A 13,730-nucleotide genomic window follows, 5' to 3' on the forward strand; every position below is an offset into this window, starting at 1 on the left:
GGACATCAGGTTTCACCCTGAGGGGGTTTGGCTGGCGCGGTATACCAGTTCTCTTTGGCAACCATCACGCTGCCCTCTGGCTGCATAACAAAATTCGGGGACATGATCTGCACGTTAAATTCGTTAAACACATCCTGTATCTGGCTATGCAGTTCATTGCGGGCAACCGCGAGGGACTGATCGGGCAGCAGGCGGACCTGCAATTCGTAAGCGATATACCAGTCCATTAACCCTAACTGGCGCACCAGCGACGGCTCGGAAAGGTCAATCCCTTTTGCCCGTTTCGCGGCCAGCTCCAGCATGGCATGCACCTGACGCCATGGGGTGTCATAACCGATCGTGACGCTGACCGTCAGATTGAGGCTGCCATCGGGCTGTAGCGCGCTCAGGTTGGTGATCTTACCGCTCACCACCACCGCGTTGGGCACGGTAACGACATAATTTTCCCGGGTAATAATTTTGGTCGCCAGCATGCCAATTTCACTGACCTTGCCTTCGTTATCCGCCACCCGAATGACATCGCCTTTGCGCAGCGCGCGGGAGTAAATCAGGACCAGACCGCTCATGGCATGGTTCATCACCCCCGCCGAGCCCAGCGTTAACATCAGGCCGAAGAAGACGCTAATACCTTTAAACGCCAGCGAGTTTGCACCGGGAAGAAACGGCCAGGCGGCGGAGAGAGCAAATAGCCAGACGGCAACGGAAATGAGCTTACGGGTCGCCCCCACGGTTTCCGGATGTACGCCGGGAAGTTGCAGACGACCAGCCTCCACCTGATTGAGCACCATCTTAAGAAGCTTCAGAATAAAAGCGGTAATGAGGAAAATGATCAGCACAATCGTCAGCCCCGGCAAGGCCGAGACAATCGCCAGGGCGATTTGCTGCACCACGCGAAGCGTCCAGTCTCCCAGCGACGTGCCCCACACCCGCGTCCACGGAAACAGACTGAACGCCCAGCTCAGCCAGACGTAAAAGCCGATCAGCCCCAGCAGGAACATCAGCAAGGCGTAAAGCCGAATCTCAATGGCGCCAATGTATCGCCGCCAGCTTTGCGGCACCCGGCTGCGATTCTCCACAATACGCCGACGGTAGACGCGCCGGAACCAGCGCCAGGAACGCCACGCGCCATAGCAGAGCAGCAACAGCCCCAGCAGGCCAGCGGCAGTTTTTACCGTCGACAGCGCCAGCCAGCCGGTATCGTATTGATCGCGCAGCGCCATTCTCTGCGCTTCCATGCGCGCCAGCACGCGCTGTGCGGCCTGATCGAGGGTAAGATCGTCCCCTTCGTCCAAATCCCCTTCGGTCAGCAGCATCACAGGTTTCCCGTTCATCACTATCAGCCGTCCCTGCTGGTTATAGCGGGTCACGGGGACGATGCTGAGCGGCTCACGCACATCCGCCTCGGTAAAATTGCGCAGGGTATTGCGGATGCGTAAAACGCGCTCTTCCGGCGTGGTCAGGCCAAATTTCGCCTGTAGCATGACGATGGGCTGATGGAAGATATAGACCGTTCGGGCGCGCTCCTGCTCCGTAGGCGCCTGGCGGGGCTCTGCGGCATACGATGAGAAGGCGCTCAGGGCGGCAAAACAGAACGCAAACGCGAGCAGGATCTTTTTCATCCTCACTACCCCAGGTCAGAAATCTTGTTATTTTTCAGGCAACCCGCGAATGCCAGGTGGGTATGTTGAGAATAGTCCAGCCTTTCGTTTCTGCAACAAGCGACGGTGAGCGTGTTGCTCTCAGTCACAATATATGTATTATGTTATAACATAACAATTTCGGATTGCGTTCTATGTTACTTAAAAATGGGTTATTTCTGGCTTCACTGCTCACCATGACGCCTGCCGCTTTCGCCGCTACCACCTGGCCCCTCACGATTGAAAATTGCGGCGTTAAGCAGACCTTTACGCAGGCTCCTCAGCGCGTCGTGACCGTGGGTCAGCATGAAACAGAATTACTGCTCGCACTGGGGCTGGAGAAAACGATCGCCGCGACGTCAGTCTGGTTCGGCAAGCTCCCGGCCCCGCTGGAAGATGCCGGGAAAAACCTCCCCCGGCTTGCGGATAATTCCCCCTCCTTTGAAGCCGTGGCAGGGCAGAAACCTGAACTCGTTCTCGCGCAGTATCACTGGCACATTGGTCCGCAGGGAGAAGTGGGAACCCGTAAGCAGTTTGCGTCGCTGGGGATTAAGACGTGGATCTCCCCTGCCGACTGCACGGATAAAACGGTAACGGAAACGTCAAACGCAGACGGAGCACGTAGCGCGCCGTTTTCACTGGCGGAAATTACACGGGAAGTGACGGATCTGGCGACGATTTTTGATGTTTCCGCGCGAGGTGAGCAGCTCAATCGTGCGCTGGCGGAGCGTATTAAAAAGGCCCAGGCGCGCGTCTCAGCGAAACCGCTTAGCGTTGTATTCTGGTTCTCCAGCAGCCGTCTGAATGGCGATCCCTGGGTGGCCGGGAATTACGGCGCGCCTGGCTGGATCAGCCGCACGCTGGGGTTGAAGAACATTATTGACTCTCACGACGAATGGCCCGCTGTAACGTGGGAACATATTGCCCGATCGCAGCCGGACGTGATTGTTATCGCCGGGATGTCCCGCAGGCTCTACCCTGCCGATGACGTTGAGGTAAAAAAAGCGTTCTTGCGCAGTGACCCGGTGACAAAGAACATGCCTGCGGTCAGGAACAACCACATCATCGTGGTGCCAGCGATGTCGTTAAACCCTTCATTGCGTAACGTCGATGCGGTTGAGCTTATCAGCGATCGGCTGGCTTCTTTCCAGGATGAACAATGAGTCATTTCGCTTTTGACCGCCGCCAGCAGGGTTTACTGGCAGCCGGTGCCATGGCGCTGCCGCTGATGCTGGTCTTTGCCGCCAGTATCGGTGATATGCCGGTGTCGTATGCCAGTACCGGGAAAGCGATCCTCAACGGACTGGGTTTGACCTCTTATGCGTTGCCGCAAACGGAGGAAGGTATCGTCTGGCAATATCGCATGAGCCGGGCAGTGATGGCCGCGTGCAGCGGCGGCGGCCTGGCGTTGTGCGGGCTGGTGTTGCAGTCGATCCTGCGTAACCCTCTGGCCGAGCCTTATCTGCTGGGGATTTCCGCGGGCGCATCGCTGGGAGCCGTCTGCGTGATGCTTCTCGGCATCGGGGGGAGCGTGATTGGCGTAAGCAGCGGTGCGTTTGTCGGCTCGTGCGCCGCCTTTGCGCTCATCATGGTGATTACGAACGGGATGAGTGAAAGCCCGTCGCGCATTTTGCTGGCTGGCATTGCGGGCACCCAGCTCTTCAACGCCATGACCGCGTACGTCGTCAGTACATCCGCCAATGCCGAGCAGTCCCGTAGCGTCATGTTCTGGCTGCTGGGAAGTCTCAGCGGCGTGCGCTGGCCTGACGCGCTGCTGGCGCTGGCCGTTACGCTTGCGGGTTTACTGGTGGTATTGCTCTTTTCACGGGCGCTGGACACCTTCACCTTCGGGGATGAGGTCTCCACCACGCTGGGGATCCCGGTTACCGCCGTGCGTATTGTCTTATTGCTGACCTGTGCCATTGTTACCGCAACGCTGGTGAGCGCCACGGGCGCAGTGGGGTTTGTCGGGCTGGTCATTCCCCATGTAACGCGCATGCTATGCGGGCCGGGCCATCGTCTATCTATCCCGCTGACGTTTCTTATCGGCGCCCACTTTATGATCCTCGCCGATATCGTCTCACGCACGCTGATTGTGCACCAGGTTCTGCCCATCGGGGTGGTGACTGCGCTGGTAGGCGCCCCCGTCTTTGTGGCGTTGCTTTATCAAAACCGAAAGGAGCATCCATGAATATTACTGTGGCCGGGTTAACCGTAACCCGACAAGCGCAGACGGTGCTTAAGGATATCGATCTCGACCTGCCATCCGGGCAGATTATCGGCCTGTTAGGGCCAAACGGCTCGGGCAAGTCGACGCTGCTGCGCTGTCTCGCCGGGCTGTTTCCACGACTCAGCGAACGCGTGGCGCTTAATGGCACAACGCTTGGCATGATGCCGCTGAAAAAACGCGCGCAGCACATGGCGTTTGTCCCGCAACATGCTGAGGTCGACGGAGAACTGACCGTTGAGGACATTGTCAGACTGGGGCGTACGCCCTACCGGAAAACATTCCAGAGAACCACCCGCGACGATGAGGCTGCGGTTGAGCAGGCGATTAGCCTGATGCAGTTATGCCGCTTACGCCAGCGGCGATGGCACTCTTTGTCTGGCGGAGAGCGCCAGCGAAGCCAGATAGCCCGTGCGCTGGCCCAGCAGCCGCAGGTGCTGTTGCTCGATGAACCGACAAACCACCTGGACATTCAGCACCAGCTGGAGCTGATGCGGCTCGTTTCACAGCTGCCGCTTACGGTGGTGGTTGCACTGCACGATCTCAATCTTGCGGCCAATTATTGCCAGTGTCTGATCCTCCTGAAGGCCGGGCAGATCGCCGCCACGGGCGCGCCAGAGGAGGTACTGACGCAGGCAAACATTGAGGATACCTGGTGCGTAAAAGCTCAGGTCTGCAAGGCCGATGCCGGGATCACGATAAGCTACAACATGGTGGCATGACGGAAGCCTGGCGCAAAAGCAAAAAACCCTGCGATATTGCTATCGCAGGGGTTTCAAATTTGGCGGAAGCGTAGAGATTCGAACTCTAGAACCCTTTCGGGTCGCCGGTTTTCAAGACCGGTGCCTTCAACCGCTCGGCCACGCTTCCTAATTGAGGCGAACTATAAACACCTCACCGCGCGCTGTAAAGAGTGCGCGCATTCGTTCGCTTTAAAAATAGCCAAAATGCGTTTAATCGGTTGAATAGACGACAGATTGGCCATTTTGCCAGCATAATATCCACCGCGGATCGTTAGTGCTTTTTGATGTACATATCTTTGGTGTAGTAGTACCCGAGCTTGTCTGGCGTGAAACCCCCTACCCACGGTTTCACCAGGTGCGTGCGCACGTAGTGATAGACCGGGATCGCCGGGACATCGCGTCCCAGCAGATCTTCTGCCTGCTGGTAGAACTTACCGCGCTCCTCCGCCGTTTTCGATTTCGCCGCGTTCACCAGTGCCCGATCGTAGTCCGGATTGCTGTACTGAGTGGTGTTTTGGCTATCCCCGGTACGGAAGTTGTTCAGGAAGGTTGCCGCATCGTCGTAATCGGCAATCCAGGCGTAGCGTACCGCGTCAAAGTTATGGGTGTGCATGGTATCAAGCATGGTTTTCCACTCCTGATTTTGCAGCTTCGCCTCCACGCCGAGGTTCTTCTTCCACATTGAGCTGGCGGCAATGGCAATACGCTGGTGCGATTCCGAAGTGTTATAGAGAAGATCAAAGCTGAGCGGATGGCTGTCGTTAAATCCGGCTTCGGCCAGCAGCTTTTTCGCCTCGGTAATGCGTTTATCCATCGGCCAGCTGGCGTAATCCGGGTTCTGAAGCTTGACGCCGCCAATATCCGGCTGGCTGATCAGCCATGCCGGGCGCTGACCCTGCCCTAATACTTTATCGGCGATGATGTCTTTATCCAGCGCCAGGTTCAGCGCCTTGCGCACGCGGGCGTCGTTGAACGGCGGCCGGGTGGTGTTGAACTGATAATAATAGGTGGCAAGCTGCGGTGAAACGTCCAGCTCGCTCCCCAGCGTTTTCTTCAGCTGAGCAAACTGGTTGATCGGCACCGTGTAGACAATGTCGATTTCGCCCGCTTTGTAGCGGTTGACGTCAGCAGCTTCAGAGGAAATGGGCAGATAGGTCACCTTGTTGATGACGGTATGTTCGTTATCCCAGTATTTCGGGTTACGCACCGCCACAATGCGTTCGTTCACCACCCACTGTGACAGTTTATAGGCCCCGCTGCTGACGAAGTGCTCCGGTTTGGTCCACTTATCACCGAAACGGCCTACCAGGACTTTATCTATCGGCACCAGGGACGGGTGAGCCAGCATCGCCAGGAAAGCGGCGTTGGGTTGCGTGAGCGTCACTTCCAGCGTGGTGTCATTGATGGCTTTCACACCCAGCGACTCGGGCGCTTTTTTGCCTTCTGCGATATCAGTGCCGTTGAGGATACGCATACTGCCGGGATAGCTGGCATACGGAGAGGCGGTTTTCGGGTCGACCAGCCGCTGCCAGCTCCAGACAATATCTTCCGCGGTGATGGGGGTTCCATCGCTCCAGGTAATGCCCGGGCGCAGATGAAAAGTCCAGACGGTGTTGTCTTTATTTTCCCATTTCTCCGCCAGGCGCGGCTGGATTTCACCTGCCGGAGAGACGCTGACCAGCCCGTCGAATAAATCGCTGATAATATTGAATTCGACATCGCTTTCGACTTTATGCGGGTCGAGCGAGGCGGGCTCAGTGCCGTTGTTCCTGACCAGTTCCTGCTTATCTGCCAGCTGGGTTCCTGCCGGCACGTTAGCCGCCCAGGTTGCCGTGCTGGCGCACAGGACCCCTGCGGTTAACAAAGAGAGTGTAAAGCGCGTGCGTGTTTGTGGTTTCATTTCCTTCGCCTTATTGTCTGTTTTTATGACGATCCGGAAATAACTCTTAGCGGCCTTAGGGAAATAACGCAATATTTTTCAGTAACCTATAAGAGGTTGATCTGAATACGCCCTACAAACCGCACTTCATTCTGAGTACAAAGGCTTTGCCAGAATAAAAAACCAGCATAATCCCTAAGGGGCTGAGTAAAGATGGGTAAAACCACTTTGCGTCTGCCGCGCCGTTTCCTATTCTTTGCGTTAATTACATCTGTCATAAGAGAGTGACTCATGGATCGTATAATTACTTCTTCACGCGACCGCACATCGCTACTCAGCACCCATAAGGTGCTGCGCAATACCTATTTCATGCTCAGCCTGACGCTGGCGTTTTCGGCGATCACCGCGACGGCCAGCACCGTACTGATGCTGCCTTCTCCGGGCCTGATCCTCACGCTAGTGGGTATGTATGGTCTGATGTTCCTGACCTACAAAACCGCGGATAAACCGGTGGGTATTCTCTCCGCGTTCGCCTTTACCGGCTTCCTGGGCTACATTCTGGGGCCAATCCTGAATGCCTATCTGTCTGCCGGAATGGGCGACGTGATTGGTATGGCGCTGGGCGGTACCGCGCTGGTGTTCTTCTGCTGCTCGGCCTACGTGCTGACCACCCGTAAGGACATGTCCTTCCTTGGCGGTATGCTGATGGCGGGTATCGTGATTGTGCTGGTCGGTATGCTGGCGAACATCTTCCTGCAATTGCCTGCGCTGCATCTGGCAATCAGCGCGGTGTTTATCCTGATTTCATCCGGCGCAATCCTGTATGAAACCAGCAACATCATTCACGGCGGTGAGACGAACTATATCCGCGCCACCGTGAGCCTGTATGTGTCGCTGTACAACATTTTTGTCAGCCTGCTGAGCATCCTGGGCTTCGCCAGCCGCGATTAACTCACCGTGCTGTGAACATGGCCCCGCTTATGCGGGGCTTTGTTTTTTTGGTAGACTGAGGCGGTTTTTGACTAACGCGTGAATGAATATGTTGAGTTTTGAAGGCAAAGAGATCGAAACCGATAACGACGGTTATCTGAAAGAGAGCAGCCAGTGGAGCGAAGCGCTGGCGGAGAAAATTGCGGAAAACGAAGGAATTACTCTCTCCCCGGAACACTGGGAAGTGGTGCGCTTCGTGCGAGAATTTTACCTTGAATTCAACACCTCGCCGGCTATCCGCATGCTGGTCAAAGCCATGGCGAATAAATTTGGCGAAGAGAAAGGCAACAGCCGTTATCTGTATCGCCTGTTTCCGAAAGGCCCGGCTAAACAGGCGACAAAAATCGCCGGCCTGCCAAAGCCGGTAAAATGCATTTAATAGCGAATACTGAAGTTAGCGTATTCCCGGCCGGGTTGATGCGGTTCCGTTAGCACCTTATCAACCCGCGCGCTGCGCGGTCCGCCCGCTTTCAGCCACGCCACCAGCTTCTCTACCCGATCCGCCTCACCGCAGGCCACAACCTCCACGCTGCCATCATCCATGTTACGCGCATACCCCGTCAGCCCTAGCTGAAGGGCTTCGCGCTGGGTGCTGTAGCGGAATCCGACGCCCTGTACAAGGCCATGGACCCAGGCAATGGTGCAAACATTTGACATCATCCTTCTCCTTATCCGACTGGCGCGTTGCATTTCCTCACTGAAGTCGGGAAAATGGCGGCCATTTCATTGGAATCGACAGAATAGCAAATTATGAGTGTACGTTTAGTGTTAGCCAAAGGGCGCGAGAAGTCATTACTGCGCCGTCATCCCTGGGTCTTTTCCGGCGCGGTTGCCCGCATGGAAGGTAAAGCCAGCCTCGGTGAAACCATCGATATTGTTGACCATCAGGGGAAATGGTTAGCACGCGGCGCATACTCGCCTGCATCTCAGATCCGCGCGCGCGTCTGGACGTTCGATAAAGAAGAAACCATCGATATCGACTTCTTTGTCCGTCGTCTGCAACAGGCGCAGCAGTGGCGCGAGTGGCTGGCAAAGCGTGACGGGCTGGACAGCTATCGTCTGATTGCCGGAGAGTCCGACGGGCTGCCGGGCGTGACCATTGACCGCTTCGGCAATTTCCTGGTGTTGCAGCTGCTGAGCGCCGGGGCGGAATACCAGCGTGCCGCGCTGATTAGCGCCCTGCAAACCTTGTTCCCGGAATGTGCCATTTACGACCGCAGCGACGTGGCGGTACGTAAAAAAGAGGGCATGGAGCTGACGCAAGGCCCGGTCACCGGCGAACTGCCGCCTGCCCTGCTGCCTATCGAAGAACATGGCATGAAGCTGCTGGTGGATATCCAGGGCGGCCATAAGACCGGTTATTACCTCGACCAGCGTGACAGCCGTCTGGCAACGCGCCAGTACGTTGCCGATAAGCGCGTGCTGAACTGCTTCTCTTATACCGGCGGCTTTGCGGTCTCTGCCCTGATGGGCGGCTGTGCTCAGGTGGTGAGCGTCGACACCTCACAGGAAGCGCTGGACGTGGCGAAGCAGAACGTTGAGCTGAATAAGCTGGATCTGAGCAAAGCGGAGTTTGTGCGCGACGACGTGTTCAAACTGCTGCGTAAATACCGCGACCAGGGCGAGAAATTTGACTTCATCGTGATGGACCCGCCGAAATTTGTGGAAAACAAAAGCCAGCTGATGGGCGCCTGCCGTGGCTATAAAGACATCAACATGCTGGCGATCCAGCTGCTAAACCCGGGCGGCGTGCTGCTGACGTTCTCCTGCTCTGGCCTGATGACGACAGATTTATTCCAAAAAATCATCGCCGATGCCGCAATAGATGCGGGTCGTGATGTACAATTTATAGAGCAGTTCCGTCAGGCCGCCGATCACCCGGTGATCGCTACCTACCCGGAAGGGCTGTATCTGAAAGGGTTTGCCTGTCGCGTCATGTAACTTGAAAAGAGAAATATTGCCCGCACATAGTGTGTATGTAATGTTTCCCGGGAGGTGACTATGATTGCCAGCAAATTCGGTATCGGCCAGCAGGTCCGCCACACCTTGCTTGGATATTTGGGTGTGGTCGTGGATATCGACCCGGAGTATTCCCTTGATGAACCGTCAGCAGACGATCTGGCCGTTGACGCAGAGCTTCGCGCCGCGCCCTGGTATCATGTGGTTATGGAGGGCGACGATGGTCAGCCTGTCCATACCTATCTTGCCGAAGCGCAGCTGAGTGGTGAACTACAGGATGAGCATCCGGAACAACCCACTATGGACGAGCTTGCTCAGACCATCCGCAAACAGTTACAGGCACCAAGACTGCGCAACTAAAGGTGTAAAAAAGCCCGTCAAACGGGCTTTTTTTATTTTGCCAGCCCCAGCCGGGGAATATCGATTGCCGGACAGCGATCCATCACCACCTTCAGCCCGGCATCGCGCGCCAGCACGGCCGCCTGCTCATTAATCACGCCCAGCTGCATCCACAGCGTTTTCGCGCCAATGGCAATTGCTTCCTGCGCCACGCCCCAGGCCGCCTCTGAATTACGGAAAACGTCCACCATATCCACCTTTTCCGGCACGTCCGCGAGCGTCGCATAGCCCTGCTGGCCCAGCAGCGTTTTCCCGGCCACCTTCGGCGAGACCGGGATCACGTGATAACCCTGATCCAGAAGGTATTTCATGACCCGATAGCTTGGGCGATCCGGTTTATCGCTCGCGCCGACCAGCGCGATAGTGCGCGTGGACGTCAGAATCTCGACAATGTCGTTCTCTTTCATGCTCTTCCTCCGGGTTTTTTTCAAAGTGTACGTCAAAGCGGACATCTCAACCACGCATCCCATACAGAAGTATGAGGGCAAAACGGCAGAATATGTCTATATGTTAGTAAACGTGTTTATCGAAAACTTTTGATACATTCTTACCGGGTAGTTTGTCTACAGGAGTCTGCTATGAAAACCGGCATTGCCTGGGCTGTGGTTGCGTTAATCATGCCGGTTTGTGTTTTCGCAACCACCCTCAGACTCTCAACCGACATTGACCTGCTGGTGCTGGACGGGAAAAAAGTCTCCAGCTCCCTGCTGCGGGGCGCAGACAGCATCGAGCTGGATAACGGCCCGCACCAGGTGGTTTTTCGGGTGGAAAAGACCATTCGCCTCGCCGACAACGAACAGCAGGTGTACATTTCGCCTCCGCTGGTGGTCAGCTTCAATACCCAGCGTATCAGCCAGGTCAATTTTCGTCTCCCGCGCCTTGAGACAGAAAAGGAGTCGCTGGCATTTGATGCCTCGCCGCGCATTGAACTGGTGGACGGAGACTCCATGCCCATCCCGGTAAAGCTGGATATTCTGGCGCTGACAAAAAGGCTAAAGGGAACAGACTATGAAGCGGACACCGAGACCTACAACAGGGCCAGCAGGCGCGCCTCGCTGCCCCAGTTCGCCACCATGATGGCGGATGACAGTACCCTGCTTTCGGGCGTATCGGAGCTGGATGTACTCCCCCCTCAGTCGCAGACCCTTACTGAGCAACGTCTCAAGTTCTGGTTCCAGAATGCCGATCCGGACACGCGCGCCCGTTTTCTGCAATGGGCGAAACAACAACCTTCGTCGTAAGCCACATTTTTTCGTCCTTTCTCTTGCAGCTTCAGTCAGTTCCCGTCATCGTGTAGCGAGGTAACCTCACGGATAAGATTATGGAACTGACAACACGCACACTTCCGGCGCGCAAGCACATTGCTCTGGTTGCGCACGATCACTGTAAACAAATGCTGCTTAACTGGGTTCGTCGCCATCAGCCTCTTTTACAGCATCATGCCCTTTCTGCTACGGGAACAACCGGCAACCTGATCCACCGCGAAACCGGTCTGGAAGTGAATGCCATGCTGAGCGGCCCGATGGGGGGTGACCAGCAGGTAGGCGCTCAGATTTCAGAAGGTAAAATTGACGTTCTGATTTTCTTCTGGGATCCGCTGAACGCGGTTCCGCATGATCCGGACGTTAAAGCGCTGCTGCGTCTGGCGACGGTATGGAACATTCCGGTAGCCACCAATCTTTCAACGGCAGATTTCATCATTGAATCGCCGCAGTTTAACGATCCGGTGGAGATTTTGATCCCGGATTATCAGCGTTATCTTGCGGAGAGACTGAAGTAGTTTTTTGCCCGGTGGCGCTGCGCTTACCGGGCCTACAGAATTTGCCCGGCGCGTTACGGCTTTCTCGCCACCGGCACGTCAATACTTTTCAAAATATCGACAAACACCGACGGCTCCTCTTTGTTGAACAAGAGCCACACGCGATGGCGCGCGCGGGTTATCGCCACGTACAGTAAACGCCGCTCCTCTGCATCCGGGAAATCTTCCGGAACAGGTAATAACGCCTCTTCCATCACGGATTCCCGCGCCGGTGCCGGGAAACCGTCGCTCCCCTCTTTTAGCCCCACCACAATCACGTAGTCGGCCTGCTGTCCTTTACTGGCGTGAATGGTCATAAAATCGAGCTGTAGTTTTGGCCAGCGCGTCGCCGCTTTGTCCAGCGCCGTCGGCTTGAGGTGGTGATAACGCGCCAGCACCAGAATGCGCTCATCCGGTTTCGCATAGCCGCTCAGTTTATCCAGCAGCGGTTCCAGCTGATCGTCCGCCAGCAGCGTGACGGCCTTTTTATCCCCAGACCTCAGGCTGTTAAGCGGTTTCGACAGCTGATGCGGGTTCTGCTGTATAAAACGGTTGGCTATTTCGCCAATCCGCGAGTTGAAGCGGTAAGTGGTGTCCAGATCGCTGCGATCGCCTTCCCCAAAATAGTGGTGGAAGGCCGTGGTGAGGGATAGTTGCGCCCCGCTGAAACGGTAGATAGCCTGCCAGTCATCGCCCACGGCAAACAGCGACGTGTGTTTATTCTGCGCCCGCAGCGCCGAAAGCAGCGCAGCGCGCTGAGGCGAGATATCCTGAAACTCATCCACCAGAATGTGTTTCCACGGGCTGACGAAGCGCCCTTTCTCCAGAATAATTATGGCCTGATGGATCAGCCCGGAAAAATCGACCGCGTTTTCGTCTTTCAGCGCGGTTTTCCACGCTTTCAGCATCGGCGCCATCAGCTTAACCCGCTTAGAAAACACGGCACGGATAGACTCCGGTGCGCTTTCTGTCATCTCCGCCTGAGAGCCGCCGTGCATGCGCATCAGGCTTACCCACCGGTCGAGACGAGAGCCCAGCCGGCGCGCCAGTTTTTCATCCTGCCAGAAGCTGCCCTCCGGCACCTCCCAGTTGAGTTCCTCTTCAAGCCACTGACGCCAGCCTTTCGCCTGCGCCTTTTTTTCACTGCACTGCTGACGCCATGCCTTGATAAACAGCGCCTGGCGAGCCTGAGCGTCATTTTCCAGCTTGCTGACAACAGGGACTTTTTTGCTGCCCTGTTGAATGATGTGTAAAGCGAGGGAGTGGAACGTGCGCGCCGAGATATCCTGGGTATGCAAACGCGCCTGAATGCGCTCATCCATCTCCTGCGCAGCCTTGCGACCAAAGGCCAGCAGCAAAATCTGGCCGGCAACCGCCTCGCCCGTTGTCAGAAGCCAACCCGCGCGCGCCACCAGCACCGACGTTTTGCCGCTCCCGGCGCCTGCAAGCACCAATAAAGACTGCTCGCCATTCACCACGGCGCGCGCCTGGGCAGGATTGAGGGGTGATGACTCCACCGTACTGAAAAAATCGGCATATTGCGTAAGCATCGCCTCAGTCCAGGCCTGGTTATGCGCCAGACGGCTTTTCTCGATATCGCTCAGCCAGGCCTGACACTTCCGCCACGCGTCGCGGCAGTTATCAAATTCCTCAAGCCGCGCCACCGGTAAAGGCAATGCCGTCAGCGCCTGGGCAATTTTTTGCTGAAGCCCGGCGGTTTGCTGGCGCGTCAGCCACTTCTGCTGCGTATTGCTTAGCGCGATATCGTCCAGCACCTGATGCAGCACCTGTGCGGCTATCACGCTCATCTCCTGGCTCCACTGCTGCCAGCGCGTGTTCAGATGATGGTGGAAGCGTTGGGTTTCCGCCCACTCGGTCCCGTGGAGTCGCACCACTTTGTCTGCCGGCAGGACGAACTCCAGCTCCCCCCATACCAGCCCTCGTTTACAATGAATGGCCAGTAGCTGATTAAACGGAATAAGGTATTCGTGGCGTTCACCGGAGACTTTCACTCCTGCATTGAGCAGGACAATCTTGTCGTAAGGGTGCTGCGCCAGGCGTTTGCCCATTGAAGTTGCTTTCAGTTCCATATCCTGCC

General features: G+C 56.2%; 14 protein-coding genes and 1 tRNA gene. 9 read left to right on the plus strand and 6 right to left on the minus strand.

What is annotated here, in order from left to right:
• Nucleotides 1–5: 5 nt before the first annotated feature.
• A complete protein-coding gene (locus tag ACOTW6_RS06685; protein WP_213788605.1) occupies nucleotides 6–1,619 on the minus strand; it encodes a mechanosensitive ion channel family protein in 1,614 nt (537 codons plus the stop codon).
• Nucleotides 1,620–1,792: 173 nt separating this feature from the next.
• On the opposite strand from ACOTW6_RS06685, the gene ACOTW6_RS06690 reads away from it, so the two are divergent.
• Genes ACOTW6_RS06690 through ACOTW6_RS06700 form a run of 3 tightly spaced genes read left to right on the plus strand, consistent with a single transcriptional unit; the run spans nucleotide 1,793 to nucleotide 4,586 of the window.
• Complete coding sequence (locus ACOTW6_RS06690) at nucleotides 1,793–2,800, plus strand: ABC transporter substrate-binding protein (protein WP_213788604.1); 1,008 nt, start codon at nucleotides 1,793–1,795, stop codon at nucleotides 2,798–2,800.
• Nucleotides 2,797–3,828, plus strand: a complete 1,032-nt coding sequence (locus tag ACOTW6_RS06695) for a FecCD family ABC transporter permease (protein WP_040117464.1) — start codon at nucleotides 2,797–2,799, stop codon at nucleotides 3,826–3,828. Before ACOTW6_RS06690 ends, ACOTW6_RS06695 begins: the two co-directional genes overlap by 4 nt.
• On the plus strand, nucleotides 3,825–4,586 hold the full coding sequence (locus ACOTW6_RS06700) for an ABC transporter ATP-binding protein (protein WP_213788603.1): 762 nt from the start codon (nucleotides 3,825–3,827) through the stop codon (nucleotides 4,584–4,586). Before ACOTW6_RS06695 ends, ACOTW6_RS06700 begins: the two co-directional genes overlap by 4 nt.
• A gap of 60 nt (nucleotides 4,587–4,646) precedes the next feature.
• On the opposite strand, the gene ACOTW6_RS06705 is transcribed toward ACOTW6_RS06700, so the two are convergent.
• Nucleotides 4,647–4,734: transfer RNA gene (locus tag ACOTW6_RS06705), tRNA-Ser, on the minus strand.
• Between the two features lie 144 nt (nucleotides 4,735–4,878).
• On the minus strand, nucleotides 4,879–6,507 hold the full coding sequence (locus tag ACOTW6_RS06710) for an ABC transporter substrate-binding protein (protein WP_213788602.1): 1,629 nt from the start codon (nucleotides 6,505–6,507) through the stop codon (nucleotides 4,879–4,881).
• A gap of 270 nt (nucleotides 6,508–6,777) precedes the next feature.
• Here ACOTW6_RS06710 and yccA point away from each other — a divergent pair, with 270 nt between their 5' ends.
• Both yccA and tusE read left to right on the plus strand, forming a co-directional pair.
• A complete protein-coding gene (yccA, locus tag ACOTW6_RS06715; protein ID WP_003858127.1) occupies nucleotides 6,778–7,437 on the plus strand; it encodes an FtsH protease modulator YccA in 660 nt (219 codons plus the stop codon).
• 88 nt (nucleotides 7,438–7,525) lie between these two features.
• On the plus strand, nucleotides 7,526–7,855 hold the full coding sequence (tusE, locus tag ACOTW6_RS06720) for a sulfurtransferase TusE (RefSeq protein ID WP_003858129.1): 330 nt from the start codon (nucleotides 7,526–7,528) through the stop codon (nucleotides 7,853–7,855).
• Here the strand turns inward: tusE and yccX are convergent.
• Nucleotides 7,852–8,133 (minus strand): acylphosphatase, encoded by a 282-nt coding sequence (gene yccX, locus ACOTW6_RS06725; protein WP_176691883.1) that lies wholly within the window; start codon nucleotides 8,131–8,133, stop codon nucleotides 7,852–7,854. The two genes, tusE and yccX, sit on opposite strands and share 4 nt — an antisense overlap.
• A gap of 93 nt (nucleotides 8,134–8,226) precedes the next feature.
• On the opposite strand from yccX, the gene rlmI reads away from it, so the two are divergent.
• Both rlmI and hspQ read left to right on the plus strand, forming a co-directional pair.
• On the plus strand, nucleotides 8,227–9,417 hold the full coding sequence (rlmI, locus tag ACOTW6_RS06730; protein WP_421766234.1) for a 23S rRNA (cytosine(1962)-C(5))-methyltransferase RlmI: 1,191 nt from the start codon (nucleotides 8,227–8,229) through the stop codon (nucleotides 9,415–9,417).
• A 60-nt stretch (nucleotides 9,418–9,477) separates the two neighbouring features.
• On the plus strand, nucleotides 9,478–9,795 hold the full coding sequence (gene hspQ, locus ACOTW6_RS06735) for a heat shock protein HspQ (protein WP_003858136.1): 318 nt from the start codon (nucleotides 9,478–9,480) through the stop codon (nucleotides 9,793–9,795).
• Nucleotides 9,796–9,827: 32 nt separating this feature from the next.
• Here hspQ and ACOTW6_RS06740 read toward each other — a convergent pair whose 3' ends face one another.
• Nucleotides 9,828–10,241, minus strand: a complete 414-nt coding sequence (locus ACOTW6_RS06740) for a CoA-binding protein (RefSeq protein ID WP_006809337.1) — start codon at nucleotides 10,239–10,241, stop codon at nucleotides 9,828–9,830.
• A 171-nt stretch (nucleotides 10,242–10,412) separates the two neighbouring features.
• Here ACOTW6_RS06740 and csgI point away from each other — a divergent pair, with 171 nt between their 5' ends.
• Together csgI and mgsA are read left to right on the plus strand one after the other, a co-directional pair.
• Nucleotides 10,413–11,075 carry a curli synthesis inhibitor gene (csgI, locus tag ACOTW6_RS06745; RefSeq protein ID WP_213788601.1) on the plus strand — a complete coding sequence of 221 codons (663 nt, stop codon included), beginning with the start codon at nucleotides 10,413–10,415 and terminating at the stop codon, nucleotides 11,073–11,075.
• Nucleotides 11,076–11,155: 80 nt separating this feature from the next.
• Nucleotides 11,156–11,614: a methylglyoxal synthase gene (gene mgsA, locus ACOTW6_RS06750; RefSeq protein ID WP_003858146.1), complete on the plus strand. Its 459-nt coding sequence runs from the start codon at nucleotides 11,156–11,158 to the stop codon at nucleotides 11,612–11,614.
• A gap of 53 nt (nucleotides 11,615–11,667) precedes the next feature.
• Here the strand turns inward: mgsA and helD are convergent, their stop codons facing one another.
• Nucleotides 11,668–13,722, minus strand: a complete 2,055-nt coding sequence (gene helD, locus ACOTW6_RS06755) for a DNA helicase IV (RefSeq protein WP_421766235.1) — start codon at nucleotides 13,720–13,722, stop codon at nucleotides 11,668–11,670.
• Between the last annotated feature and the right edge of the window lie 8 nt (nucleotides 13,723–13,730).

The organism is Enterobacter cloacae complex sp. IR5403, assembly GCF_049238705.1.
GTDB lineage: Bacteria > Pseudomonadota > Gammaproteobacteria > Enterobacterales > Enterobacteriaceae > Enterobacter > Enterobacter hormaechei_C.

Bases quoted from the DNA above. Each gene is read 5' to 3' on its own strand.
- ACOTW6_RS06695 (WP_040117464.1), top strand. From the start codon at position 2,797: ATGAGTCATTTCGCTTTTGACCGCCGCCAGCAGGGTTTACTGGCAGCC.
- yccX (WP_176691883.1), bottom strand. From the start codon at position 8,133: ATGTCAAATGTTTGCACCATTGCCTGGGTCCATGGCCTTGTACAGGGC.
- helD (WP_421766235.1), bottom strand. From the start codon at position 13,722: ATGGAACTGAAAGCAACTTCAATGGGCAAACGCCTGGCGCAGCACCCT.
- rlmI (WP_421766234.1), top strand. From the start codon at position 8,227: ATGAGTGTACGTTTAGTGTTAGCCAAAGGGCGCGAGAAGTCATTACTG.
- ACOTW6_RS06700 (WP_213788603.1), top strand. From the start codon at position 3,825: ATGAATATTACTGTGGCCGGGTTAACCGTAACCCGACAAGCGCAGACG.
- tusE (WP_003858129.1), top strand. From the start codon at position 7,526: ATGTTGAGTTTTGAAGGCAAAGAGATCGAAACCGATAACGACGGTTAT.
- ACOTW6_RS06690 (WP_213788604.1), top strand. From the start codon at position 1,793: ATGTTACTTAAAAATGGGTTATTTCTGGCTTCACTGCTCACCATGACG.
- mgsA (WP_003858146.1), top strand. From the start codon at position 11,156: ATGGAACTGACAACACGCACACTTCCGGCGCGCAAGCACATTGCTCTG.
- csgI (WP_213788601.1), top strand. From the start codon at position 10,413: ATGAAAACCGGCATTGCCTGGGCTGTGGTTGCGTTAATCATGCCGGTT.
- yccA (WP_003858127.1), top strand. From the start codon at position 6,778: ATGGATCGTATAATTACTTCTTCACGCGACCGCACATCGCTACTCAGC.
- ACOTW6_RS06740 (WP_006809337.1), bottom strand. From the start codon at position 10,241: ATGAAAGAGAACGACATTGTCGAGATTCTGACGTCCACGCGCACTATC.
- ACOTW6_RS06710 (WP_213788602.1), bottom strand. From the start codon at position 6,507: ATGAAACCACAAACACGCACGCGCTTTACACTCTCTTTGTTAACCGCA.
- ACOTW6_RS06685 (WP_213788605.1), bottom strand. From the start codon at position 1,619: ATGAAAAAGATCCTGCTCGCGTTTGCGTTCTGTTTTGCCGCCCTGAGC.
- hspQ (WP_003858136.1), top strand. From the start codon at position 9,478: ATGATTGCCAGCAAATTCGGTATCGGCCAGCAGGTCCGCCACACCTTG.